Origin of the sequence: Isoptericola sp. NPDC058082 (assembly GCF_042885055.1) — a bacterium.
Taxonomy (GTDB): domain Bacteria; phylum Actinomycetota; class Actinomycetes; order Actinomycetales; family Cellulomonadaceae; genus Isoptericola.
The window spans coordinates 44,616-68,861 of sequence record NZ_JBHVSQ010000011.1; the positions used below are offsets into that span (position 1 = coordinate 44,616).

The window sequence follows — 24,246 nt, forward strand, 5'->3', positions numbered from 1 at the left end:
CTCACTCCTCCGCGCCGTCGCGCCGGCGGGCCTCGGCCTCGCGGGCGGCGCGCTCGCCGGCCTCGAGGTTGCGTCGACGCCGCGACGACCACACGCCCTCGCCGCGGCCGGACGGTTCGTCAGGGTCGTGCAGCAGCGTCGAGTCCACGAGCTCGTGCCGCTGCAGGTAGGTGTTCCCGAGGGCCTGCACGGTCGCGAGGATCGGCAGGGCGAGGAAGGCGCCGAGGGCGCCGAAGACGGCGCCGAACCCGAGGACGCCGACGAACGACACGGCCGGGTTCATCTCCAGCGCCCGGGCGCTGACCTTCGGGGAGAAGATGAGGTTCTCCACCTGCTGGTACGCGACGATGAAGACCAGCACGGCGATCGCCTGCGGCAGCCCCTGCGCGGCGAGCGCGACCGCCACGGGCAGCGCGCCGCCGATGTACGTGCCGATGGTGGGCACGAACTGCGACACGACGCCCGTGAAGACGGCCAGCGGCAGCGCGTACGGCGTCTGCACGATCAGCAGGAAGACGAACGTGAAGACGCTCGACAGGGCGGCGAGCACGACGCGGGAGCTGATGAAGTCGGAGACCTTCACCTGCGTGATCTCCCACAGGGTCAGCACCTCCTGCTGCCGGTCGGGCCGCAGCCACGCGCAGATCGCGGCGCGGAACTTGGGGCCCGCCGCCATGACGTAGTACGTGATCAGCAGGATCGTGGTGATCGCGAACAGGACCCCCACGATCGACGCCCCGATGCTGAGGGCACCCGTGGCGACGTCCTGCCCCCACTGGTCGAGAGCCTGCGCGACGAGGTCGTCCGAGTCGGGGACCGTGACGTCCCAGCGCGCCTCGATGCCCTGCTGGATGCTCGTGTAGAGGTCGGGCAGCGACGCGACGAGCTGGATCAGCTGCTGCACGAACAGGTTGCCGAACAGCGCGAACACCCCGAGCACGACGACGATCGCCCCGCCCAGCGACACGCCCGCGGCCGCGCCGCGGCGCCACCCGTGCCGCACCAGCCACACGACGATCGGCTCGAGCGCGAGCGCGACGAAGAAGGAGATGAGCACGTTGACGGCCAGCCCGCCGAGCTGACCGAACGCGTACGAGAGGAAGGTGGCGACGAACACGGCCACCACGACCATCGCCAGCGCCCGCGGCAGCCACCGCGGCGGGTTCTTGCTGTCGTGCTGGACGGGACGGACGGAGTCGTCGACCTCGTCGTCGACCTCGCGGTCGACGCGATCGTCCGGCGGGGGCGCGGGCGTCCCGGTGGGGGGCACGCCCTCGGGGTGCGGGGCGTCCGTGGTCATGCGGGCAACGTAGCCCAGCGCGGCCTGCAGGGCGCGCTGGGCCGCAGGTCAGAGGGCGGGCAGCCGGTCGGGCAGGCCGAACCGGGGGAACCAGGTGGCGGTGTCGAGGAACGTCGTGATGCCGGTGATGCGGCCGCTGCCGTCGTCCTCCAGCACGGCGAGCCCCCACGGCGACCAGCCGCCGGTCGGGTCGCGCCGGTACTGGCCGTACGCCATCGAGCCGTTCGCCTGCACGGGCACGCAGCGGGACCCCCGGCAGCCGGCGCCGGGGCCCGTCATCCAGCGGATCACCTCGGAGCGCCCGTGCACCCACATCGTGTACGGCGGCATGTTGAGGACGGCGTCCTCGTGCAGCAGCGCCACCAGGGCGTCCATGTCGTAGCGCTCGAACGCGTCCAGGTACCGCTCGAGCAGCTGCTGGTCGATCTCGGCCCACTGCGGCTCCGGGAGGTCCGCACCCTCGCCGTGGCCGCCCGCCCGGCGCAGGCCCTTGCTGCCGAGGGTGGCACGGGCCCGCTGCAGGGCGCTGTTCACGGACGCGACCGTGGTGTCGAGGAGCGCGGCGACCTCCGCCGCCGACCAGCGCAGCACCTCGCGCAGCACCAGGACGGCGCGCTGCCTGGCCGGCAGGTGCTGGAGCGCGGCCACGAACGCCAGGCGGATCGACTCGCGGCCCACCGCGACGTCGGCCGGGTCGCCCTCGCGCGGCAGGACGGCGTCGTCCGGCACGGGCTCGAGCCACCGGTCCTCGGCGAGCACGTCGCCGAAGTACTGCTCCTCCGCGGGCTGCGGCCCGCCCAGCCCCATCGGGCGCTCCCGCCGCTTGGACGACCCGAGGTGGTCGAAGCACACGTTGGTCGCGATGCGGTACAGCCACGACCGCAGCGACGACCGGCCCTCGAACCGGTCGTACGAGCGCCAGGCGCGCAGCAGCGTCTCCTGCACCGCGTCGTCGGCCTCGAACGCGCCGCCGAGCATGCGGTAGCAGTAGCCGGTGAGCTCGCGCCGGTACGGCTCGAGCAGGGCGCCGACGTCCTCGCCCTCGCCGCCGGACGTGGACGGGGTGGGGGCACCGGTCGCCGTCGCCCGGGGTCGGGGCGGCGCGTCGGGGCGCTGGGCGGTGTGTGTCACGTCTCACACCGTACGACGGACCGCCGACACCCGGGAGGGGTGTCGCCCGGGGCGACCGAGCCGCCCAGGGACGGCGGGCGGGGGCTCGCTCAGCGCCGGTCGTCGCGCAGCACGCGCTCGACCAGGGGGACGGCGCCGGTGGCGGGTGTCGGCGGACGCACGCGCGACACCGTGCCGGTGAGCGGCCGGGCCTCGCGGTCGATCTCGAACCACACCGTCTTGCCCTCGACGACGCCCGAGTGCCGCCCCACGGCGTCGGAGCCGTCGTGCAGCTGCACGCCCCACCGGGACGCGAGGCGGTCCAGGAAGAGCACGCCGCGGCCCGACAGGTCCTGCGGCCGGGGGGACTGCAGCTCCGGCTCGGCGATGCTGCCGTCGCGGACGCCCACGCGCAGGCGGCGGCCGTCCACCTCGACCGTCGCCGTGATCGGTCCGTCACCGTGCTCCAGCGCGTTGGTCAGCACCTCGCTGGTCAGGAGCATCGCGGTCCGCCGCTGCTCGTCCGACACGTCGCACGACTCGAGCACGTCGTCCACCCACCGGCGCGCCGGGCCGAGGTCGCTGAGGTCGTCGTCGGCGACGCGCCGCTCCGCCTTCGCGGGCCCGGCCGACGACGGCGGCCCGGACGGGGCGGGGACGCGCACGCGCAGGGCCAGCACCGCGACGTCGTCGCGCTGCGCGTCGCCCACGAGGCCGCGCACCAGAGCACGGGGGACGGCGGACGTCGCCTCGCCGTGCGCGGAGCGCAGCACCGTCTCCAGGTCGGACAGCCGCTCGTCGCTCGGGACGCCGCGGCGCTCCACCAGCCCGTCCGTGTAGAGCACGAGGGTGTCGCCCGGCAGGAGGCGGGAGGTGCGGTCCACGCGGGGCGTCGTGGGCACCACGCCCAGCAGCAGGTCGGGGGTCTCGGACAGGCGCTCGACCCGGCCGTCGCGGCGCAGCACCATCGGCGGCGGGTGCCCCGCCACCGACCACGTGAGCGTGTAGGCGCGCTCGGGCCGCTCGGCCGGCGGGGAACCCTCGAGGGCCTCCTTCGGGCACGGCGCCGGGTCGCGGTCCAGGCGCGCGACGACGGCGGTCGCCATCGCCCGCGGGCCGAGCCGCGCGTTCGCCTTGTCGAGGCGGGTCAGCAGCCCGGCCGGCGACTCGTCGTGGCTCCACGCGAGCGCCCGCAGCATGGAGCGCAGCTGGCCCATCTGGGCGGCGGCGTGCACGTCGTGGCCCGCGACGTCGCCGATCATGACGATCGCGGTGCCGTCGTCGCGCACCACCGCGTCGTACCAGTCGCCGCCCACCTGGTCGGTGCGCGCGGCGGGGGAGTAGGTGGTCGCGATGTCGAGGTGCGCCACCGTGGGCGGCGCGGTGAGCATCGACTCCTGCAGCGTGGTCGCGACCCGCCGCCGCGCCTCCAGCAGCGCCACCCGCTCCAGCGCGAGCGCCACGTACCGGCTGATCGTCGACTCGAGGGCCGCCGTCTCGGCGTCGTGCTCGCGGGCCTGGTCCCACACGCAGGCGATGACGCCCACGACCATGCCGTTCGACATCACGGGCAGGAACGACCGCGCGCCCTCCGACACGGAGCCCACGGGACCCATCTCGGGGTACGTCGCGACCATCTCCGCGTGGTCGCGGAACCGCAGGGCGGCGCGGCTGCGCACGACGTGCGTGTCGGGCCGGGGCGCGTCGAGACGCGTGCTGCGCAGGGCCGGCTCGCCGGGATGGTGGTGCCCCACGGTGAAGAACGACAGGTGCCGCCGGTCGGCGTCGACCAGCGCCAGCGACACCCAGCGGGCGCCCGTGCCGGTGCCGATGACGTGCGCGATGGCGTCCTCGACCTCGTCCAGAGTCGTGACGCGCGCGAACCGCTCCGACAGCCCGAGCAGGAACCGCGACCGGCGGTGCGCGCGGAACGCCACCTGCTCGGCCAGCCGTGCGCGCTCCCGCTCCGCGCGCAGCCGCAGCTCGCCCGACGCCGCGGCGGACAGGTCGGCGAGGGTGGCGAGATCCGTCTCGGTCCAGGTCCGCGGCACGGACGACACCGCCCACAGCGCGCCCACCACGTGTCCGCGGGCGTCCTCGATCGGGTAGCCCGCGTACGCGGCGAGCACCAGGTCGCCGATCGTGTGCCGGCCGGCCACGCGCGGGTCGTCGTCGGCGTCGCCCACGACGAGCGGGGTGCGGGTGCGCGCGACGGTCGCCGTCAGGGGCCGGGGGAGCTCGAGTCGGCGGCTGCGCTGCGCGTCCGCGGGGAACCCGACGGCGCCGGGGAGCGTCTTGACGTCGCCGTCGTCGGTGAGCATGACGACGGCGGCCGCGGGCACGCCGAGCTGTCGGTGCACGAGCCGCGCGATGCGGTCGAACACCTCGTCTGCGACGGGCTCACCGTTGGCCGGGCCGGGCGACGGGCCGGGCACGCGGTCGGAGGCGGGACCGGGCACGGGGCCGGGCGACGGGCCGGACAGGGAGCCGACAGCCTGGGCTTCCGGCACGGGCCCAGTATGGACCTCGAACGGTCAGACGCCGATCAGCCCGCGCCGGTGCGCGACCGCGACCGCCTCCGCCCGCCCGGACACGCCCAGCTTCGCGAGCAGGTTCGACACGTGCACGCTGACCGTCTTCGTGGAGATGTACAGCCGTTCTCCGATCTGCCGGTTGCTCAGCCCCTGCGCCACCAGCACCAGCACCTCCTCCTCGCGCTCCGTGAGGACCGAGGACGTGCGGCGGCCGCCGGGCAGCGGCACGCGGGCGCGGCGGCCCCACGCGTGGATCGCGTCGGCGAGGGGTGCGGCGCCCATGTCGACGGCCTCGCCGAGCGCCTCGGCGGCCTCGACTTCGGCCGCCGGCACGTCGCCGGACGCCCGCAGCGCCTGCGCCCAGCGGAACCGGGACCGCGCCACCTCGTAGCGGTACCCGAAGTCGAACTCCTTGACCGTCGCCTCCCACAGCCCGGGGTCGGCGGGGGCGTCGGTGAGCGCGGCCCGCAGCCGGGAGTGCTCCGCCGCCGCGCGGCTCAGCCACGCCCGGCCCTCGGGGCCGAGACGGCCACCGCGGGGGCGCCCGCGCCGGGCGGTCTCCTGCGCGACGGCGAGGAGGGCGTCGCCGCGGTCGAGCAGCTCCTGCGCGGCGTCGGCGGCGTGGGGGCCGCTCTCCGCGTCCTCCGCGAGCGCCGCCAGCGCCAGCGCGGACAGCCAGATGCGGCCGAGGAAGAACTCGGACCAGGTGGCGCCCAGGTGGGTGGCGACCTCCTCGGCCGTCGTGACCGCCTCGTCGTAGCGGCCGGCCCACGTGAGCGCGTCGGCGTGGGTGCCCCCGGCGATGAGGGCGATCTGCCCGTCGTTCCCCCAGTGCACGCGCATGTCCTGCGCCGCGCCGATCGCGTCGCCGCCCTCGCGGGCGACCTGCGCGTACAGCCCGCCCGCGGCGAGGTACGGCACCACGCTCGCGGGGGCGCCCTCGGGCACCGGCCAGCGGGACAGGTCACCCGTGAGGTAGGCGCGGATCTGCGCGAGGTCGACCATCTCCAGGCCGTACGCGCCCCACGTGACGCCGGTCGAGCGGGCGCGCGCCATGCCGGCGTCGAGCACCTGGGCGGACAGGTCGAGGTGGCCCGCGTAGAAGTGGGTGGCGGCCAGGTTGTACCAGCAGCGCATCTCGGTGCGCAGGTCGCCCGCCACGACGGCGCGCTCCCGGGCACGTTCGAGCAGGTCGGCCGCGGTGTCCGGCGTGCCGACCTCCAGCATGGCGAGCGTCGTGAGGGCGTCGGCCTCGGCGTCGGGGGCGTCGGCCCGGCGGGCGACGTCGACCGCCTGCCGGGCGAACGCGCCCGCCTCGTCGTCGCGGTCGTTGTTGAGCAGCACGCGGGAGTGCACGGCGAGCGTCCACGCGAGCTCGGGGGTCGCGACGTCGTCGGGCACCTCGACGTCGAGGGCGGAGGCGGCGTCGGTCGCGCCGGGCAGCAGCACGTCGAGCGCGCGGGTGGACTGGGTCAGGGCGTCGACGAGGTCCTCCATGTCCAGCACGTACCGCACCAGCACGTGCCGCAGGCGGGCCTGCCGCTCGGGGTCGGCGTCGAGCCCCTCGACGGCACGCCGGGCCAGCTGCTCCGCCCGCGTCGCCTGGCCCGCGGAGCTCGCGGCGGCCGCGGTGTCGAGGGCGACGGTGACCCGGTCGGTGCCGAGCAGCTCCGCGGCGTCCGGCACGGACTCCCACAGGGAGAGCACCTGCTCCAGGTGCCGCACCTCCTCCGCCGGGGCGAGCATCGTGGCCGCGCTGCGGGCGGCGTCGCGGGACGCGACGAGCGCGGCGGGCAGGTCGTGGCCCTCCAGGGCGTGGTGGGCGCGCTTCGCCGCCTTCCCGAGGGCGGGGTCGGCCGTCAGGGCGTCGAGGTAGGCGCGGTGCATGGTGGTGCGCTCGCCCGGCAGCAGGTCGAGGACGAGCGCCTCGGCGACGAGGGCGTGCCGGAACGCGACGTGCTGGCCCTCGACGCGCAGCACCTGCTGTGCCACGGCCTCGCGCAGGGCGGCGTCGGTGGCGCCGGGCGCGTCGAGCCCGGGCAGGCGGGGCGCGGTGGCGCGCAGCAGCGCCTCGTCCACCTGCCGCCCGGCGACGGCGGCGAGGCGCACGAGCTGCTGCACGGCCGGGTCGAGGCGCTGCAGGCGGGCGTGCAGCACGTCGGCCAGGGACCACGGCAGGCCGGTCGAGGACTGGCCCGCGTCGAGCAGCTCCTCGGCGAAGAAGGCGTTGCCGTCCGACCGGCTGCGCACGGCGTCGAACTCGGCCTCGCCGAGGGGCTCGCCGCGGGTGGCGGTGGTGAACTCGCGCAGCTCGTCGGGGGTGAAGGGCGACAGCTCGACGTGCGTCACCGGGCGCTGGCGGTACAGCTCCGCGAGGACGGGGCGCAGGGGGTGGCGGCGGTGCAGGTCGTCGCTGCGGTACGTGGCGACGAGCAGCAGGTGCTCGGACCGCAGCCGGGCGACGACGAACCGCAGCACGTCGCGCGTGGACTCGTCCGCCCAGTGCACGTCCTCGACGATCAGCACGAGCGGTGAGCCCGCCCGGCCGGCGGCGGCGAGGCTGCCCGCGACGCCGTCGAGGAGCTGGAGCCGCTCCGCGTGGTCCGCACCGCCGTCGGCACCGCCCGCCGGGTCGAGCAGGCGGGCGAGGGCCGGGCGCTCGGCGACCACCTGGGCCACCGCGGGCACGCCGCGCAGCTCGGTCAGCGCCTCCGTGAACGGCAGGTACGGGATGCCGACGTCACCCAGGTCCACGCAGTGCGCGACGACGACGCGCGCCCCGGCGTCGCGCGCGGCGTCCGCGAGGTGCGTGACCAGGCGCGTCTTGCCCACCCCGGCGTCGCCGCCGAGCAGGAGGACGCCGGGCTCGCCCTCCGCGGCGCGCTCCAGCGCGCCGCGGAAGGCGGTGACCTCCTCCTGGCGGGCGATCAGGGGCACCTCGCTGGAACGTCGCACGAGGTGATCGTCCCACCGGCCGCCCACACCCGCCGCCGGTTTTCCGTGCTCGCGGACCCGCTCCGTCGCCGTGTCTGCCGCCGTGCCCACCGCCGTGCCGCGCACGGTCAGGCGGCCCGGCGTCCGGCGCCGTCCTGGGGACGCAGCGCGTCCAGCCCGTGGGCGATCTGGTCGGCCCGGCGGGTCACCTGGAGGTCCCACGCGCGGGCGTCGGTCCGCGCGGCGACGGCGTCGAGCGTCGAGCCGAGCCGCTGCACGGCCTCGCGGTCCGCGGCCCGGGACCGCGCACGGCGGGCCAGGTCCCGGACCCCGCGACCGGCCGCGCCGGCCGCACGGCCCACCGTGCGCACCCACGCCGGCGTCCCGCGCTGGTAGGTCTCGGCCATCCGCTCGCGCCGGTAGTCCAGCTCGGCCAGGACGGCCAGGTCCCGCGACGTCATCTCGTTCATGTCCTCGTCCCCTCACCGGCCGGGGTCCCCGGCCCTGCGTGCCGGCCACCGCCGGCTCCTCGATCTCGTGGTGACCACGCTCGTCCTGAGGCCCCCGGGCGGGCATCGGGCAACTGCCCCGTCTTCCGGGACGGGGGTACCTCAGACGACGCCGCGACCTGGGCCTCCGCCGGTCTGAGGTACCCCCGCGGCGGGGCTGAGGGGTACCGAGGCCGGGGCTGGACGGGCCTTCGCCCGCGCCAGCCGTTGCGACCTGGGTCACAGCGGTCGCACACTGGGGAAGACCGGACCTATACGGGGGTGGACTCGTGGCTGGATCTGTTGCAGGCGCCTTCGACGCGCTGCCGATGCTCGGGCGTGGCAAGCACCGCAACCCCAAGAAGGGCGCGTGCTTCATGGAGCTGGCGTCGTTCCTGGCCGGTGAACGCTGGAGCGATCATCCGCAGTGCACGCACCCGCTGCTCGCGATGCTGGCCCGTGCCGTGAACGACCTGACCTCCGACGGGAACCGGCCGCAGCTCGCGCCGCTCATCCCCTCGGTCATCGGGCTGACCAGCAGCGACCCGCGGTGGGACGTGCAGATCGCGCTGCGCGCCGCGCAGACGGCGCTGCCCGTCGCGCCCGCCGACCGGCAGCAGACGCTGGCCGTGGCGATCATCGGTGCGGAGCGCATGCTCGACGCCCTGGACGGGCGCCCCGAGGGCACGCTCGACCCGGCCAGCGCCGACGCGCTCGCCGCGTCGCCGAAGACGGCCGAGTGGGCGTACCGGTTCTGCGAGGGCACGCGCGTGCGGCCCAAGCGATTCGTGCGCGACGCCGCGCCGTCCGTCGTGTCCACGGCGGTGCAGGGCATCAGCGAGGCGTTCGTGCCCGACACGGACGCCCGGCTGCGCACCCTGCTCGCCGCCACCATCGAGGATGCCCGGCGCTGGGCCGGCCACACCGACGAGGACCGCCCGGCGCTCGTCGAGGAGCAGTGGGCCCCGGTGGTGAAGACGGTCCCGTCCGCCTGACCCACGCCGAGGTAGCACCCCTCGCGCCGAGGTAGCACCCCTCGCGCCGAGGTAGCACCCCTCGCGCCGAGGTAGCACGCGGGCGCCTCTGGTAGACCGGAGCCGTGACCGACAACCCGCTGGAGCAGCTCACCCTCGACGACCTGCGCCGTCGCACGTCCGTGAAGTGGCGGGCCTACCCGCCGGACGTGCTGCCGCTGTTCGTCGCCGAGATGGACACGCCCGTCGCGCCCGCCGTCGTCGACGCGGTGCAGGGGGCGCTGGCCCTCGGGGACACCGGGTACGACGTCGGTACGGGCTATGCCGAGGCGCTCGCACCGTTCGCGCGGGAGCGCTGGGGGTGGGCGCCGGACGCCGCGTCCAGCCGCACGATGCCGGACGTCATGGTGGCGATCGTCGAGGTGCTGCGCGTGCTCACCGCCCCCGGCGACGCCGTCGTCGTCACGCCGCCCGTGTACCCGCCGTTCTACGGCTTTCCGGGCAACGAGGGGCGACACGTCGTGGAGGCGCCCCTGGGCGCCGACCTGCGGCTCGACCTCGGCGCGCTCGAGGCCGCGTTCGCGCGGGTCACGGGCGCCGCCGCCCACGGCGCCGGGCCCGGCTCCGGCCGGCGCGCCGTCCTGCTGCTGTGCAACCCGCACAACCCCACCGGCACCGTGCACACCCGCGCGGAGCTCGAGGCGGTGCTGACGCTCGCCGACCGGTACGGGGTGCGGGTGGTGGCCGACGAGGTGCACGCCCCGTTCACGTTCGAGCGCGTGGCCGACGGCGCGCCCGCGTTCGTGCCGCTGCTGTCGGTGGCGGGCGCGGAGCGGGCGGTCGTGGTGCAGTCGGCGTCCAAGGCGTTCCACCTCGCGGGGCTGCGTGCCGCGGTCGCGCTCGGCGGGCCGGGCGCGGCCGACGACCTGCGCCGGATCCCCGAGGAGGCGGGCCACGCCGTCAACCACCTCGCGGTGCTGGCGCACGCGGCGGCCTACCGCGACGGCGGTCCGTGGCTGGACGCCCTGCTCGCGGGCGTGCACGCGAACCGAGGGCTGCTCGCGCGCCTGCTGGCGGCGCACGCCCCCGCCGTGCGGCTCCAGCCCGCCGACGCCACCTACCTGGCCTGGCTCGACCTGCGCGGTGCCCTGCCCGGTGGCGTCCCCGCGGCCGACGCCGCCGCGCTCGTGCTGGAGCGCGGCCGCCTCGCCCTCGAGGACGGCGTGCGGTTCGGCGCCGGCGGCGCCGGGTGGCTGCGGCTCAACCTCGCGACGTCCACGGCCGTGCTCACCGAGGCCGCGGAGCGCCTCGGCCGCGCGCTCGCCGTGCCGAGGTAGCACCGGACCGTGCCGAGGTAGCACGGACCGTGCCGAGGTAGTACCCGTGCTACTTCGGCGGGGCGTAGTCCGGCGCCGGGGCGGCGCCGAAGGCCTCCTCCAGGGTGGTGGTGCCGGCGAGGTGCATCGGGACGGTCAGTCCGGTGCCCACGTAGCGCAGGTGCCAGGGCTCGGGCGAGTAGCCCGTGACGGACTGCCGGCCCTCCGGGTACCGCACGACGAACCCGTACCGCCACGCGTGCGCGTCCACCCAGCGCCCGGTCCTGGTGCGCCCGAAGTCGGTGTACGGGGTGCCGGCCTCGGCGACGTCGGCGGCGAGGCCTGTCTGGTGCTCGGAGTACCCCGGGCGGGCGGAGAACGTGTCGGCGGCGCGGCGGCCGTGCGCGTCGACGTACCGGGCGTACAGCCGCCGCTGGTAGTCCGTGGACCGGAAGCCGGAGGCGAGGACGAGCTCGTGGCCGGTGGCGTCCTGGGCGTCGGCGGCGAGGCGCTCCAGGGCCCGCGCCGCCTCGGCCCGCAGCCGGTCGTGCTCGCCGAGGGCGGGCACGTCGGGGCGCGCGAGGTCGTCCGGCGCCCAGCGCTCCGGGGTGACGGGGTGGGCCTTGTTCACCAGCACGGTCAGGTCCGCGGGGTCGTGCCCCGGGGTCCACGTGCGGCCCAGGATCGACGTGCCACCCGGCCGCGGGTCGGGCAGCGCGGCGGTCGCCGCACCCGCCGGCACGACGGCCCCTGCGACGGTCAGGACGCCCGCCAGGGTGCCCGCGACGACGGCGCCACGAAATCTATGCAGGACCGTGACCACGACACGGGGGGACATGCCGACCAGGTTGCCAGGAAGCCGATAATCTCGCCAAGGTGCGCCGACGCTACCGCCTCGCCCTCGCCGTCCTGCTGACCCCGGTCGTCGGGGTGACCCTGGTGGCGTGCACCGGGCCCGACGTGCCGTCCGCCGACCCGGCCGCCGAGGCGCTCGCGGCCGCGCTCCGGGCGGGCGACGTGAGCGACCTGGCGCTACAGGCGCCCGGCTCGGTCGACGTGCAGACGCAGCTCACCGAGGTGCTCGAGCCGCTCGTCGACGCCTCGGGCGAGCGCGAGCGCACGGTGACGGTGGCCTCCGTCGGCAAGCCGGTCACCCAGGACGGCACGACGTCGGCGGTGGCCACGCTGGACTGGTCGTGGCCGGTGGGCCGCGACGTCACGTGGAAGTACAGCACCGACGTCGACCTCGCCTATGCGCCGCCGGAGAGCGGCGACGGCGAGGGCGCCTGGCGCGCCGTGTGGCGGCCGGACGTGCTGGTGCCCGACCTGGAGCCGGGCGAGCGGCTGAAGGTCAGGACCCTCGACGCGGACCGCGGCGACCTGCTGGACGGCGACGGCGAGCCGATGGTGACCGAGCGGGGCGTGTGGCACATCGGGGTGGACAAGACGGCGGTGGAGGGGCTCGGGCAGGAGTCCGCGGCGCGCGACCTCGCGCAGCTCGTGGGCCTCGAGCCGAACGAGTTCTTCGCGCGTGTCGACGCGGCCGGGGAGAAGGCGTTCGTCGAGGCGATCACGATCCGCAAGAAGAACCCGGGCGTGGACTTCACGGTGGACGACGCGCGGGACATCATCGGCGTGCGTGCGGTCGAGGACTCCCTCGAGCTCGGACCGACGAGCACCTTCGCCGCGCCGATCCTGGGCCGGGTCGGGGAGGCGACCAAGGAGGTCGTCGAGGAGTCCGACGGCGCGGTGCAGGCCGGCGACGTGGTGGGGCTGTCGGGGGTGCAGCGCGCCTACGACGACCAGCTCACCGGCTCGCCGGGCGTCCTGGTCAGCGTGGTCCCGGCCGGTGACGGTGACGTGGGCCTGGACGGCGAGCCCGAGGAGGACGGGGACGAGGGGCGTGAGCTGTACCGCGTCGACGCCGTCGACGGCGTCGCGGTGGCCACCACCCTCGACCAGCACCTCCAGAAGCAGGCGGAGAACGTGCTCGAGGACGTCGACCCGGCCAGCGCGATCGTCGCGATCCGGCCGTCGGACGGCGCGGTGCTCGCCGCGGCGAGCGGGCCCGGCGGCGAGGGCTGGTCCACCGCGACGCTGGGGCAGTACCCCCCGGGGTCGACGTTCAAGGTGGTGGACGCGCTGGCGATGCAGCGGGCGGGGATCACCCCGGACACGAAGGTCGCCTGCACGGACAGCATCACCGTGGACGGCCGCAGGTTCGGCAACGTCCCCGGCTACCCGTCGTCGGCCACCGGCGAGGTGCCGCTGCGCACGGCGTTCGCGCACTCGTGCAACACGGCGATGATCGCGCAGCGCGACAAGGTGGCGCAGGCGGACCTGGCGACCGCGGCGTCCGACCTCGGGCTCGTGGACGACGAGGTGGCGGCGCCCGTGCTGGGCGTGCCCGCCTTCCTCGGCGCCGTGCCCGCGAAGGCGGACGGCACGGAGCACGCGGCGTCGATGATCGGCCAGGCCAAGGTGCAGGCGTCGCCGCTGGGGATGGCGACGGTCGCGGCGAGCGTCGCCGCCGGCCACCGGGTGCAGCCCGTGCTGGTGCGCGACGAGCCGGCGGGGGGCGACGAGGGCGACGCGTCCGCCTCGCCGTCGGCCGAGGAGTCGGCGCAGGCGCCGAAGAAGCCGTCGACGCCTGGGGTGACGGACGACGAGGCGGCGGTGGTGCGCGACCTGATGCACGGCGTCGTCACCGAGGGCAGCGCGGACATGCTGCAGGGCGTGCCCGGCATCGTCGGTGCCAAGACCGGCACGGCGCAGTACGGCGACGGGTCGAAGCAGCACGTGTGGATGCTCGCGATCGTCGACGACCTCGCGGTGGCCGTCTTCGTGGAGGACGGCCACCGCGGGTCGGACACCGCGGGCCCGCTCATGAAGGACTTCCTGGCGGGCCTGTGACCGGTCAGGCGCCGTGCTTGTGCGGCACGCCCGCCACGAGTCCGCCGTCGACGACGAACTCGGCGCCGGTGGAGTAGCTGGACTCGTCGCTCGCGAGGAAGACGATGGTCTGGGAGACCTCTTCCGGCCGCGCGCCGCGGCCGAGCGGGATGAGCAGGTCGCCCGCGTCGATGCCCGCGGTCATCGGCGTCTCGATGAACCCGGGGTGCACGGAGTTGACCCGCACGCCGTGCGGCCCGAGCTCCAGCGCGACCGACTTCGTGAGCCCGCGGACGCCGAACTTGGAGGCCACGTAGCCGTGCAGGCCGCGGCTCCCGCGGAGCCCCTCGACGGACGAGATGTTGATGATCGACCCGGAGCCGGCCTTCACCATGACCGGCGCGACGGCCCGGATCCCCAGGAACACCCCGGTGAGGTTGATGTCGATGATCCGGCGCCAGGCGTCGGTGTCGTACTCGGTGATCGGGCCGCCGTTCGCGATGCCCGCGTTGTTCACGAGCACGTCGATCCGGCCGAACTCCTCGAGCGTGAACGCGACGGCCTTCGCCCAGTCGTCCTCGTTCGTGACGTCGAGATGGACGTAGCGGGCGACGTCGGTGCGGTCGGCGCCCAGCTCGGCGACGAGGGCCTCGCCCTTCGCGTCGTCGAGGTCGGCGACGACGACCTTGGCGCCCTCGGCGGCCAGCGCGCGGGCGTGGGTGACGCCCATCCCGCCGGTCCCGCCGGTGACGATCGCGACCTTGTTGAAAACTCGGTTCCCGGTGCTGACGGCCGTGCTGGCGGTCATGCTGGCCTCCTTCGTGGTTCTGCTGGGAGTGGGTGCACCTGCCCGCCCGGGACCGTGGTCGTCCCGGGACGGAGGGGACGTCAGGGGGACGGTGTGGTCCACCAGGCGGGCAGGGCGTCGTGGGCGACCCGGGCGAAGAACGCGGGGTCGCGGGGCGGGGGAGCGGCGAGCCAGACCTCGAGCGCGCCGACGGTGCCGAGCCCGACGTACGTCGCGAACGCGCGGGCGTAGCGGTCGACCTGGTCGGCGGGGGTGCCCGGGTCCAGGGGCATGAGGCCGGGGTGGGCGCGCAGGTGGTCGGTGAGGGTGCCGGCCACGTGGTCGGCGAGCAGCCGGGCCAGCGGGGCGCTGAGGCCGCCCTCGAGGGCCCGCTCGTACACGGGCAGGTGCGCCTCGACGTGGGCCTGCAGCGCACCGGTGTACCGGGCGACGACCTGCTCGGCGTCGCCGTGGGTGGCGTGCCCGGCGACCTCCCGCACGGCGGCGTCGAACTCCGCGCGGATGCGGTCGAGCTCGGTGCCGAGGACCCGTGCCAGCAGCTCGGCCGGGCCGGCGGCGTGGTCGTAGAACGTGGCCCGGTTGATGCCGGCGCGGGCGGCGACGGCCGACGCGGTGAGGTCCGCGACGTCCTGCTCCGCGGCCAGCTCCAGGACGGCGGTGCGCAGGGCCTCCGCGGTCCGCTCGACCCGCTTGTCCATGCCCTGTCACCTCCGCCGTCCGATGCTCTCGACGCTACGCCGGGGCGACGAGTTAGGCAACACCTGTCGCCTAACTCACTTCACCCGGGCAGGCCGGGTGAAGGGCGACGGGCCGACCTACGCTCGAAAGTGCCGCACCCGCCACCGACGAGGGGAACCGCCATGGTCAGCAGGACCCGAGGGAGCGGCCGCCGCCGCGTCCGCCACGGGGACGTCGAGCTCAACCCCGTCTTCGTCCGCCCGGGAGAGACGCGCTCCGTGCCGCGCGACCGCCTCCCGGCCGGGCAGTCCCTGCCGGAGACGGCGTTCCAGATCGTCCACGACGAGGCGATGCTCGACGGCAACGCCCGGCTCAACCTCGCCACCTTCGTCGGCACGTGGATGGACGACCACGCCAGCCGCCTCTACCTCGAGGCGGCGGACAAGAACATGGTCGACAAGGACGAGTACCCGGCCACTGCCGCCGTCGAGGACCGGTGCTGGCGCATGCTCGCCGACCTGTGGCACGCGCCCGACCCGCACCACGCGATGGGCACCTCGACGATCGGCTCGTCCGAGGCGTGCATGCTCGCCGGGCTCGCGCTCAAGCGGCGGTGGCAGCAGGCCCGGCGCGACGCCGGCAAGCCCGTCGGCACCCCCAACCTCGTGATGTCCAGCGCGGTGCAGGTGTGCTGGGAGAAGTTCTGCAACTACTTCGAGGTCGAGCCCCGCTACGTGCCCATCAGCGAGGAGCACCGGGTGCTCGACGGCCACGACTTGGAGAGCTACGTCGACGAGGACACGATCGGCGTCGTCGCCATCCTCGGCGTGACGTACACCGGGATGTACGAGCCGGTCACCGAGATCGCCGCCGCCCTCGACCGCATCCAGGCGACCACCGGGCTCGACGTGCCCATCCACGTGGACGGCGCGTCGGGGGCGATGGTCGCGCCGTTCGTGCAGCCCGACCTGGTGTGGGACTTCCAGGTGGAGCGGGTCGCGTCGATCAACACCTCCGGCCACAAGTACGGCCTCGTGTACCCGGGCCTCGGCTGGGTGGTGTGGCGCGACGAGGAGGCCCTGCCCGAGAGCCTCGTGTTCCGCGTGAGCTATCTCGGCGGCGACATGCCCACCCTCGCGCTGAACTTCTCCCGACCGGGGTCGCAGGTGCTGCTGCAGTACTACATGTTCCTGCGGCTGGGGCGGGCGGGGTACGAGGCGGTGCAGAACGCCTCGTCCGACGTCGCGCGGTACCTCGCCGACGGCGTCGGGAGGCTGCCCGCGTTCGAGCTGTGGAACGACGGCTCCGACATCCCCGTCTTCGCGTGGCGCCTGAAGCCGGGGCACACGGAGAACTGGAACCTCTACCACCTGTCCGACCGGCTGCGCACGCGCGGCTGGCTCGTGCCGGCGTACCCCATGCCCGACGACCTCACCGACGTCACCGTGCAGCGCGTCGTCGTGCGCAGCGGGCTCAGCCGGGACCTCGCGGCGTCGTTCCTCGCCGACCTCGAGGAGGAGACCCGCTACCTCGACGCCCTCTCCGGACCGATGCCCTCGGAGGGCCAGCGCACCGGCTTCATCCACTGACCCGCCCTCCGGCGACGGCGGGCGGGCCGGTCAGCGGGCGAAGCGCTCCGAGCGCTCGACGACGCGGCCCGCGCCGCGCCCGTCGTCGGCGGCGCGGTCCCACGTGTACACCTCGACGCCGGTGACGAAGACGTGCTCGGCGCGCGAGCCGACGTCGAGCGGGTCGCCGGACCAGACGACGACGTCGCCGTCGAGGCCGGGCGCCAGCGCGCCGACGCGGTCGTCGAGGCCGAGGAACGACGCCGGGTTGACGGTGAGCGCCTCGAGCGCGACCTGCGGGTCCAGGCCCTCCTTCACGGCGAACGACGCCTGGTGCACGAGGAAGTTGATCGGCACCACCGGGTGGTCGGTCGTGATGGCGACGCGCACGCCCGCCTCGGCGAGCCGGGCGAGGTTCGCGACGTCGCGGTCGCGCAGCTCCACCTTGGAGCGGGACGTGAGCATCGGGCCGTAGACGACCGGTACGTCGCGCTCGGCGAGGACGTCGGCGATCGCGGCGCCGTCCGTGCCGTGGTTGACGACGAGCCGGTAGCCGAACTCGTCGGCCAGCCGCAGCGCGGTGGCGATGTCGTCGGCCCGGTGGGTGTGCTGATCCCAGGCGAGCTCCCCGGCCAGCACCCGCGCGAGGGTCTCCTTGCCGAGGTCGCGGGCGAACGGCTCGCCCTTCTCCTCGGCGGCGTCGCGCTGGGCCGCGTAGTGCTGCGCGTCGAGGAACGCCTGCCGGATGACGGCGGCCACGCCGAGGCGGGTGGACGGCTGCTTCTTCTGCTCGCCGTACACGCGCTTGGGGTTCTCGCCGAGCGCGGACTTCACGGAGACCGCGTCGCTGATCACCTGCTCGTCGACGGTGCGCCCGCCCCACGTCTTGATCGCGACCGTCTGGCCGCCGATCGGGTTCGCCGAGCCCGGCTTCACGACGACGGACGTCACGCCGCCCGCGAGCGCGTCGCGGAAGCCCTCGTCCTCGACGTTGATCGCGTCCAGCGCGCGCAGGTGCGACCCGTCGGGCCCGGTCTTCTCGTTGGTGTCGTCGCCGGCCCAGCCCTCGGCCTCCTCGTGCACGCCCAGGTGCCCGTGCGACTCCACGAAGCCCGGCAGCACCCACCGGCCCCCCGCGTCCACCGTGCGCACGCCGTCGGGGACCTCGACGTCCGCGCCCACGGCGGTGATCACGCCGTCCGTGACGAGGACGGTGCCGTTCTCGATCGGCAGCCCGTCGACCGGGACGACGTAGCCGTTCGTGATCGCGACGGACGAGCGGGCGGTGCGGATCGGAGAGGTCATGCCCGCCATCATGCCGCCGCCCGGGGATGCCGAACAGGCACCTGACACCGGTATGGCGGCCTGGCGGGCGTCATACCGGGGTCAACTACCTGTGGGGCGGGGCCGGGTGCTACAGGTAGTGCCCGACGGAGGGGGACGGCTTCCAGCGGCCGGTCGACGTGATGTCGAGGATGCGGCGCGTCGTCATGCCCTCGATGCCGTGCTCGAGGACGGCGCGGCGCGCGACCTCGCGGATCTCCGCGCCCGTCGCGCCGTCGAGGCTGCCGGCGATGGCGGCGAGGTCGAGGCCGTCACCCTGGCGCGGCAGGTAGATCTTGAGGATGGCGACGCGGCCCTCGTGGCTCGGCAGCGGCACCTCGAGGATGGTGTCGAACCGCCCGGGCCGCTTCACCGCCGGGTCCAGGGAGCCGGGGTCGTTGGTGGTCGCGAGGGTGAGGACGTCGTTGCGCACGCGTGCGCCGTCGAGCGCGTTGAGGAACTCCGAGAAGCCCGACGAGCTGCGCATCTCCGCGTTCGCGACGCCGTCGATGTCCTCCATGACGACGAGGGTGGGGCCGAGCCGCTCGACCTCCTTGTAGAGGTTCTCCGACGCCTGCCGCAGCACGTCCGGCTCCACGATCATCACCGTCATCGCGCCCGCGACCTCCGCCGCGAGGATCCGGCCCAGCTTCGTCTTGCCGACGCCGGGCTTGCCCGCGAGCAGCAGCCCGCGCGTGGTCGGGAGCCCGAGGGAGAGCAGGTCGTCGCGGCGCGTGGTGCCCGACGACAGGAACAGGTCCACCTCGCCCCAGACGGCGTCGGCGAGGACGAGGTCGGCGCGCGTCTCGTGGGTCGCTGGCACGGGCTCGAAGCCGACCTGGTTGCCGTAGCTGGTCACCGACACCTGCAGGATGCGGCCGCGGTACGGGTTCCCCTCGCCCTTGAGGGAGGTGAGGAAGTCGTCGAGCACCGACTCGGCGAGGTCGCGGCGGCCCTCGCCCGTGTAGACGGTGACGTCCGCGGGGTGCCCGCCGCACAGGTGGATCGCGACCGGCTCGTCGCGCAGGGTGCCGGCGGGGAAGAACGCCGACAGGTGGTAGGGCACGGAGAGTGTGTGGTCCTCGCCCAGGCTCAGCGGCCGCCACTCGGGCGTGCGGCCCTGCGGCCCGAGGATCTGGTAGCTGCCCTCGTGCTCGGCCATCCACCGGGCCAGGACGTGCCCGTGCAGCAGCAGCTGCGTGTCGGAGACGGCGCGCTTCACCTCAGACATCCGGGACTTCTTCACGCCGAGCTTGCGCGCCGCCCAGCCCGAGCTCGACGTCGGGGTGCCCTTCTTCTTCTTGCGCGGGGCGCCGAGGATCTCCGCGAGCACGCGGATCGTCTGGCGGACCTCCGTCGGGTACGGGCCGAGCTTCGGCCACAGGAGCCTGCCCTGCTGCTCCTCGGGCGTCGCGACGCCGTCCGTCGTCGTCTCCGAAGGCTGTCGCTCGCTCATGGTGCTCCCCGTGCTTCCCGCCGCCGTCCCCGGCGGAACGGCCCGCAGCACCCTATCTGCCTGCATCGACGCCGGCCGAGCCGATAACGTCGGCGGATGCCGACACGACACCTGCACGTGCTCCGCCATGGTCTTGCGGACCCGTTCGGCGAGCTGACGGAGGTCGGGGAGCGGCAGATGGAGCTGGCCGGCCGACGCCTGGCCGCCGTGCCGGTCGACACCGTCTGGCACTCGCCGCTGTCGCGCGCGGTGCGGTCGGCGCAGGTCCTGGGCGCGCACCTGCCGGGCGTGCGGGTGCGCGAGGCGGCCGAGCTGATCGACCACGTGCCCTACCTGCCCGACCCGATGCCCGCCGCGTGGGTCGGGTTCTTCGACGGGTACGACGTCGCCCACGCGGCCGAGGGCGAGCGGCTCGCCGCCGCGCTCACCACCCGCTTCGCCCGCGCCGCCGACGTCGAGACCCACGACGTGCTGATCACCCACGCGTTCCAGGTCGCGTGGCTGGTGCGCGACGCGCTCGCCGCCCCGCCGGAGAGCTGGCTGGGGCTGCCGTACGGCAACGCCGCCCTCACGACGATCGAGTACCGCGACGACCGCTCGGCGTCCCTGATCGTCTACAACGACATGGGCCACCTGCCGCCCGAGCTGCGCTGGACCGGGTTCGGGCCGGCCGCGCGCCCCTGACCCTCCCCGCCCCACGCGGGCGAGCGGTATCTTCTGCGCGACAAGTGCAGAGGTGATGATGGCGGCGAAGCGACGAACGGCGCGACAGTCGGCGTACGGCAGGCCCAGGGGAGCCCGACGGGCCCTTCGGGGCGCGTTCTTCGTCGGCGTCTTCGTGACGGTGCTCGGGCTGGGCATCGCCTGGGACTCGCACCAGACGACCCAGGAGGTTCGTCGTCTCTGGGACGGGGAGACGTGGGCGCGGGCCAGCGACGCGGAGGTGCGGGTCCGGATGCAGGGGCTGCGGCACCGCTCCGCGGTCGCCGAGGTCCGGGCCGTCGTCGACGAGCCGGACGGTCCTCGACGCGTCCCGCTCCGGCACACCGACGTCGACACCGACGGGCTGGCCCACGACATGTGGCTGCCGGTGGAGAGCGGCGCGTACGCCGGCGGGTTCGACGTCCTGCTCGACCCTGAAGACCCTGGACGTGTCATCGCCGGCGTCGACGCCGCGTACTGGGTGAGGTACGGCCAAGACGACGTCCGGACGTCGCTGTGGATCGCCGCGGTGGGTCTCGCGTGGACCGCCGTGTGGACGCCCTTCGCCTGGCGCACGACGCGAGGAGGCTCCGGAGGGAGGCACCTGGTGCGGTGACCCCCGGCTCACATCGTCGTCGGGACGTTCTCCTCCAGCTCGGCGAGCCAGGCGGCGGCGGACGCGTCGGACGGCATCCGCCAGTCCCCGCGGGGCGAGAGCGAGCCGCCGGCGGCGACCTTGGGGCCGTTGGGGATGGCGGAGCGCTTGAACTGCGACGAGAAGTACCGCCGGAAGAAGACGACCTCCCATTTCCGGATGGTCGCCAGGTCGTAGGCGGACCGCTCGTCGTGGGGGAAGTTCGGCGGCCAGGCGCCGGAGTCCGGGTCGCGCCAGGCGTGCCACGCGAGGAACGCGATCTTCGACGGCCGCAGGCCGTGTCGCAGCGTCCAGAACAGGGTGAAGTCCTGCAGCGCGTACGGGCCGATCGCCGCCTCGGTGGACTGGGGAGCCTCGCCCTCGCCGGCCGGCACCAGCTCGGGGGAGATCTCCTGCCCCAGGATCTCCAGGAGCAGGGCGTTCGTGTCCGCCTCGAACTGGCCGGAGTCCGCGACCCAGCGGATGAGGTGCTGGATGAGCGTCTTCGGCACGCCGGTGTTCACCGCGTAGTGCGACATCTGGTCGCCCACGCCGTACGTGCACCAGCCCAGCGCCAGCTCGGACAGGTCGCCCGTGCCGAGCACGATGCCGCCGCGGTGGTTCGCGAGCCGGAACAGGTAGTCGGTGCGCAGCCCGGCCTGCACGTTCTCGAACGTGACGTCGTAGACCTTCTCGCCCGCGCCGTACGGGTGGCCGAGGTCGCGCAGCATCTGCTCCGCGGCGGGCCGGATGTCGAGCTCCTCGAAGTGCACGCCGAGCGACGTCGCGAGCCGCGTGGCGCGGTCCTTCGTCTCCGACGACGTCGCGAAGCCGGGCATCGTGATCGCGTGGATGTCGGTGCGGGGCCGGCCGAGCCGGTCCATCGCGCGGGCCGCGACGATCAGCGCGTGCGTCGAGTCCAGGCCGCCCGAGACGCCGATGACGATCTTCGGCTGCCCGATCGACCGCAGCCGCTGCTCCAGCCCGGCCACCTGGATCGAGTACGCCTCGTAGCAGTCCTGCGCCAGGCGCTCCGGGTCGTCCGGGACGAACGGGAAGCGGTCCACCTTGCGCCGCAGGCCGACGTCGCCCGACGGCGGGTCGACGGTCCAGCCGACGGTGCGGAACCCCTCGACGCGCGCGCCGAGCGCGCGCCGGTTGTCGTCGAACGACCCCTGCCGCAGCCGCTCCTGGCGCAGCCGGTCCAGGTCGACGTCGGCCACGGAGCGTCGCGCGCCGTCTGGGAAGCGCTCCGTCTCGGCGAGCAGGTCGCCCACCTCGTAGACCATCGTCTGGCCGTCCCAGGACAGGTCCGTGCTCGACTCGCCCTGCGCCGCCGCGTACGCGTAGGCCGCGAGCCCGCGGTGCGACGCGGAGCGGACCATGAGCCGCCGGTCCTCCGCGCGCGCCACCGTGATGGGGCTCGCGGACAGGTTGAGCAGCACCGTCGCGCCCGCCAGCGCGGCCTCGGCCGACGGGGGCACCGGCACCCACAGGTCCTCGCACACCTCGACGTGCACCACGAGCCCGGCGACGTCGTCGGCGGCGAACAGCAGGTCCGGCCCGAACGGCACGGGCCCGTCGGCGAACGGCAGCGTCACCGTGGCGCCGCGGCGGTCGTCGCCGGGGGCGAACCAGCGCTTCTCGTAGAACTCGCGGTAGTTCGGCAGGTACGACTTGGGCGCGACGCCCAGCACCCGCCCGCCCTGCACGACGACCGCGCAGTTCAGCAGGCGGTTCCCCACCTCCAGCGGCGCCCCGACGACGAGAAGCGGGCGCAGGTCGGCGCTGGCCTCCACGATCGCCGCGAGCGCGTCCGACGTCGCCTCCAGCAGCGTGTCCGCGAGGTGCAGGTCGTCGATCGCGTACCCGGAGACGCACAGCTCGGGGAAGACGGCGACCGCGACGCCGTCGTCGTGGCACGCGCGCGCCTCGGCGAGGATCGCGGCGGCGTTCGCGCGGGGGTCGGCGACGGTGACGGGGACGGTGCAGGCCGCCACGCGGGCGAAGCCGTGGGCATAGGCCGAGGTGAAGTCCACCCCCCGAGTGTAGGAACGCCGCCCGTCCCCGCGAGACTTGTCAGGACCAGCGCCACGTCTACCTCGCGCTCGCCCTGACAGCTCGCCAGGCTCCTGACAGCTCGGGCGGGCGGGTCGCTAGGGTCGGGCCGTGCACCTTCGACCCGCGCGCCGTCGTCGCGCCCTCGCCGTCCTGCTCGCCGCCGCGGCGGTCCCCGTGCTCGGCCTCGCCCTCGCGCAGCCCGCCAGCGCGCACGACCGGCTCCTCTCGTCGGACCCCGCGGACGGAGCCACCGTGGACGAGGCGCCCGCCGAGCTCACCCTCGTGTTCAGCGCCGACGTCCTCGCGGCGGGGGCCCAGGTGGCGGTCACGACTGCGGACGGCACGGTCCCGGCGGAGGTCACCGTCGACGGTGACGAGGCCGTCGCCGCGCTGCCCGACGACCTGCCCGGCGGCGACTGGGACGTGTCGTGGCGCGTCGTCTCCTCCGACGGCCACCCGATCGAGGGCGAGCTGGCGTTCACGGTGGCGGGCGCCGCGACACCGTCGCCGAGCGCGAGCCCGTCGTCCAGCCCGACGATGCCCAGCGCCTCCCCGAGCCCGACGGCGTCGCCGGACGCCACGACGACGGCCGGGCACGCGCACGGCGGCGGCACGCCCGGCGTGGACCTGAACGCCGACGGCGAGGCGGGGTGGGCGACGGCGTGGCTGTTCCCCGTCGCCGTGCTCGCGGTGGTCGGCGTGGCGGCCGCCGTCCTGCTGCAGCGACGCCGGCGCGCCGACGACGGCGCGCGCGACGCCGACGGCGGGGACGAGACGGGCGAACGGCACGGACCGGGCGCGGGCCCCGAGGGCGACGGCTCGACGTCCTGAGACGTGCCGCCGCGCACGCGGTCTGTCCCGTCATGAGGGCAGATACCGGGACAGATCGTGTGCTCGAAAGGTTCCCGTTTCGAGGTGTCCGGCACGCCACGCGCGGAAAAGTCGCAGGAATCCGCGGATGTTCCCTAGTGTGTTCCCCGTCCTCCCGGCGCGAGCCGGGGTGGCGTACGAACGTGACGACGCGCGGGTCGCGCGCGTCGTGAACCGGAGAAGGGATGCACATGTCGCTGAACAAGTCCGAGCTGGTCTCGGCCATCGCCGGCAAGGCTGAGCTCAGCAAGGCGGACGCGGACAAGTTCCTCAGCGCCTTCCAGGAGGTGCTCGAGGAGTCGCTCGCCAAGGGTGAGGCGGTCAAGGTCACCGGTCTGCTCTCGGTCGAGCGCGTCGAGCGCGCGGCCCGTACCGGCCGCAACCCGCGCACGGGCGAGGAGATCCAGATCCCGGCCGGCTTCGGTGTGAAGATCAGCGCCGGCTCGCTGCTGAAGAAGGCCGTCGCGAAGTGATCCTTCGCTGACACGACGCGTCGTGTCAGCGCTCCGGAGGCCCTGGACCTTCCCCCCCCCCCCGTCTCCGGCCCTGCCTGTCTCCCTCGTGTTCTCCTCCTGCCCCGGCCAAACCAAGCGTATCG

The 24,246-nt window shown here is 74.8% G+C and carries 19 protein-coding genes; 8 read left to right on the forward strand and 11 right to left on the reverse strand.

The window, feature by feature from the left end; translation table 11 throughout:
• Position 1: 1 nt before the first annotated feature.
• From ACFVS0_RS15165 to ACFVS0_RS15185, 5 genes are all read right to left on the reverse strand, one after another.
• Positions 2 to 1,300: an AI-2E family transporter gene (locus ACFVS0_RS15165; RefSeq protein ID WP_430588415.1), complete on the reverse strand. Its 1,299-nt coding sequence runs from the start codon at positions 1,298 to 1,300 to the stop codon at positions 2 to 4.
• Between the two features lie 48 nt (positions 1,301 to 1,348).
• Positions 1,349 to 2,431 carry a sigma-70 family RNA polymerase sigma factor gene (locus ACFVS0_RS15170; protein ID WP_430563523.1) on the reverse strand — a complete coding sequence of 361 codons (1,083 nt, stop codon included), beginning with the start codon at positions 2,429 to 2,431 and terminating at the stop codon, positions 1,349 to 1,351.
• Positions 2,432 to 2,520: 89 nt separating this feature from the next.
• Positions 2,521 to 4,920 (reverse strand): SpoIIE family protein phosphatase, encoded by a 2,400-nt coding sequence (locus ACFVS0_RS15175; RefSeq protein WP_430549055.1) that lies wholly within the window; start codon positions 4,918 to 4,920, stop codon positions 2,521 to 2,523.
• 24 nt (positions 4,921 to 4,944) lie between these two features.
• Positions 4,945 to 7,899, reverse strand: a complete 2,955-nt coding sequence (locus ACFVS0_RS15180; RefSeq protein WP_430588416.1) for an AAA family ATPase — start codon at positions 7,897 to 7,899, stop codon at positions 4,945 to 4,947.
• A 107-nt stretch (positions 7,900 to 8,006) separates the two neighbouring features.
• The gene (locus ACFVS0_RS15185; RefSeq protein ID WP_430563525.1) at positions 8,007 to 8,348 is read right to left on the reverse strand and encodes a hypothetical protein; all 342 of its coding nucleotides are present in this window, start codon (positions 8,346 to 8,348) and stop codon (positions 8,007 to 8,009) included.
• Between the two features lie 308 nt (positions 8,349 to 8,656).
• Here ACFVS0_RS15185 and ACFVS0_RS15190 point away from each other — a divergent pair, with 308 nt between their 5' ends.
• Both ACFVS0_RS15190 and ACFVS0_RS15195 read left to right on the forward strand, forming a co-directional pair.
• On the forward strand, positions 8,657 to 9,361 hold the full coding sequence (locus ACFVS0_RS15190; protein ID WP_430563526.1) for a hypothetical protein: 705 nt from the start codon (positions 8,657 to 8,659) through the stop codon (positions 9,359 to 9,361).
• 104 nt (positions 9,362 to 9,465) lie between these two features.
• Positions 9,466 to 10,677 carry a MalY/PatB family protein gene (locus ACFVS0_RS15195; protein ID WP_430588417.1) on the forward strand — a complete coding sequence of 404 codons (1,212 nt, stop codon included), beginning with the start codon at positions 9,466 to 9,468 and terminating at the stop codon, positions 10,675 to 10,677.
• A gap of 49 nt (positions 10,678 to 10,726) precedes the next feature.
• Here ACFVS0_RS15195 and ACFVS0_RS15200 read toward each other — a convergent pair whose 3' ends face one another.
• Positions 10,727 to 11,494 carry a M15 family metallopeptidase gene (locus tag ACFVS0_RS15200; protein ID WP_430588418.1) on the reverse strand — a complete coding sequence of 256 codons (768 nt, stop codon included), beginning with the start codon at positions 11,492 to 11,494 and terminating at the stop codon, positions 10,727 to 10,729.
• 38 nt (positions 11,495 to 11,532) lie between these two features.
• Between ACFVS0_RS15200 and ACFVS0_RS15205 the strand changes: the two genes are divergently transcribed.
• Entirely contained in the window at positions 11,533 to 13,569 is a 2,037-nt protein-coding gene (locus ACFVS0_RS15205) for a penicillin-binding transpeptidase domain-containing protein (protein WP_430588419.1), read from the forward strand.
• 4 nt (positions 13,570 to 13,573) lie between these two features.
• Here ACFVS0_RS15205 and ACFVS0_RS15210 read toward each other — a convergent pair whose 3' ends face one another.
• Positions 13,574 to 14,356 carry a glucose 1-dehydrogenase gene (locus tag ACFVS0_RS15210; RefSeq protein WP_430549048.1) on the reverse strand — a complete coding sequence of 261 codons (783 nt, stop codon included), beginning with the start codon at positions 14,354 to 14,356 and terminating at the stop codon, positions 13,574 to 13,576.
• Between the two features lie 80 nt (positions 14,357 to 14,436).
• Complete coding sequence (locus ACFVS0_RS15215) at positions 14,437 to 15,054, reverse strand: TetR/AcrR family transcriptional regulator (protein ID WP_430549047.1); 618 nt, start codon at positions 15,052 to 15,054, stop codon at positions 14,437 to 14,439.
• 162 nt (positions 15,055 to 15,216) lie between these two features.
• Here ACFVS0_RS15215 and ACFVS0_RS15220 point away from each other — a divergent pair, with 162 nt between their 5' ends.
• A complete protein-coding gene (locus ACFVS0_RS15220; RefSeq protein ID WP_430549046.1) occupies positions 15,217 to 16,623 on the forward strand; it encodes a glutamate decarboxylase in 1,407 nt (468 codons plus the stop codon).
• A gap of 30 nt (positions 16,624 to 16,653) precedes the next feature.
• Here the strand turns inward: ACFVS0_RS15220 and ACFVS0_RS15225 are convergent, their stop codons facing one another.
• Together ACFVS0_RS15225 and ACFVS0_RS15230 are read right to left on the reverse strand one after the other, a co-directional pair.
• The gene (locus ACFVS0_RS15225) at positions 16,654 to 17,907 is read right to left on the reverse strand and encodes an amidohydrolase (protein ID WP_430588420.1); all 1,254 of its coding nucleotides are present in this window, start codon (positions 17,905 to 17,907) and stop codon (positions 16,654 to 16,656) included.
• Between the two features lie 109 nt (positions 17,908 to 18,016).
• Complete coding sequence (locus ACFVS0_RS15230) at positions 18,017 to 19,381, reverse strand: AAA family ATPase (protein WP_430588421.1); 1,365 nt, start codon at positions 19,379 to 19,381, stop codon at positions 18,017 to 18,019.
• Between the two features lie 96 nt (positions 19,382 to 19,477).
• Between ACFVS0_RS15230 and ACFVS0_RS15235 the strand changes: the two genes are divergently transcribed.
• Complete coding sequence (locus ACFVS0_RS15235) at positions 19,478 to 20,065, forward strand: histidine phosphatase family protein (protein WP_430588422.1); 588 nt, start codon at positions 19,478 to 19,480, stop codon at positions 20,063 to 20,065.
• Positions 20,066 to 20,219: 154 nt separating this feature from the next.
• A complete protein-coding gene (locus ACFVS0_RS15240) occupies positions 20,220 to 20,699 on the forward strand; it encodes a hypothetical protein (RefSeq protein ID WP_430588423.1) in 480 nt (159 codons plus the stop codon).
• An 8-nt stretch (positions 20,700 to 20,707) separates the two neighbouring features.
• Here the strand turns inward: ACFVS0_RS15240 and ACFVS0_RS15245 are convergent, their stop codons facing one another.
• Positions 20,708 to 22,756 carry an NAD(+) synthase gene (locus ACFVS0_RS15245; protein WP_430588424.1) on the reverse strand — a complete coding sequence of 683 codons (2,049 nt, stop codon included), beginning with the start codon at positions 22,754 to 22,756 and terminating at the stop codon, positions 20,708 to 20,710.
• A 130-nt stretch (positions 22,757 to 22,886) separates the two neighbouring features.
• On the opposite strand from ACFVS0_RS15245, the gene ACFVS0_RS15250 reads away from it, so the two are divergent.
• Both ACFVS0_RS15250 and ACFVS0_RS15255 read left to right on the forward strand, forming a co-directional pair.
• Entirely contained in the window at positions 22,887 to 23,609 is a 723-nt protein-coding gene (locus ACFVS0_RS15250; RefSeq protein WP_430588425.1) for a copper resistance protein CopC, read from the forward strand.
• Positions 23,610 to 23,839: 230 nt separating this feature from the next.
• Positions 23,840 to 24,121 carry an HU family DNA-binding protein gene (locus tag ACFVS0_RS15255; protein ID WP_430549040.1) on the forward strand — a complete coding sequence of 94 codons (282 nt, stop codon included), beginning with the start codon at positions 23,840 to 23,842 and terminating at the stop codon, positions 24,119 to 24,121.
• The last annotated feature ends 125 nt before the right edge of the window (positions 24,122 to 24,246 follow it).

Coding starts and splice junctions, on each gene's coding strand:
- ACFVS0_RS15165 (WP_430588415.1), bottom strand. CDS start 1,300: ATGACCACGGACGCCCCGCACCCCGAGGGCGTGCCCCCCACCGGGACG.
- ACFVS0_RS15200 (WP_430588418.1), bottom strand. CDS start 11,494: ATGTCCCCCCGTGTCGTGGTCACGGTCCTGCATAGATTTCGTGGCGCC.
- ACFVS0_RS15185 (WP_430563525.1), bottom strand. CDS start 8,348: ATGAACGAGATGACGTCGCGGGACCTGGCCGTCCTGGCCGAGCTGGAC.
- ACFVS0_RS15225 (WP_430588420.1), bottom strand. CDS start 17,907: ATGACCTCTCCGATCCGCACCGCCCGCTCGTCCGTCGCGATCACGAAC.
- ACFVS0_RS15210 (WP_430549048.1), bottom strand. CDS start 14,356: ATGACCGCCAGCACGGCCGTCAGCACCGGGAACCGAGTTTTCAACAAG.
- ACFVS0_RS15215 (WP_430549047.1), bottom strand. CDS start 15,054: ATGGACAAGCGGGTCGAGCGGACCGCGGAGGCCCTGCGCACCGCCGTC.
- ACFVS0_RS15220 (WP_430549046.1), top strand. CDS start 15,217: ATGGTCAGCAGGACCCGAGGGAGCGGCCGCCGCCGCGTCCGCCACGGG.
- ACFVS0_RS15230 (WP_430588421.1), bottom strand. CDS start 19,381: ATGAGCGAGCGACAGCCTTCGGAGACGACGACGGACGGCGTCGCGACG.
- ACFVS0_RS15235 (WP_430588422.1), top strand. CDS start 19,478: ATGCCGACACGACACCTGCACGTGCTCCGCCATGGTCTTGCGGACCCG.
- ACFVS0_RS15255 (WP_430549040.1), top strand. CDS start 23,840: ATGTCGCTGAACAAGTCCGAGCTGGTCTCGGCCATCGCCGGCAAGGCT.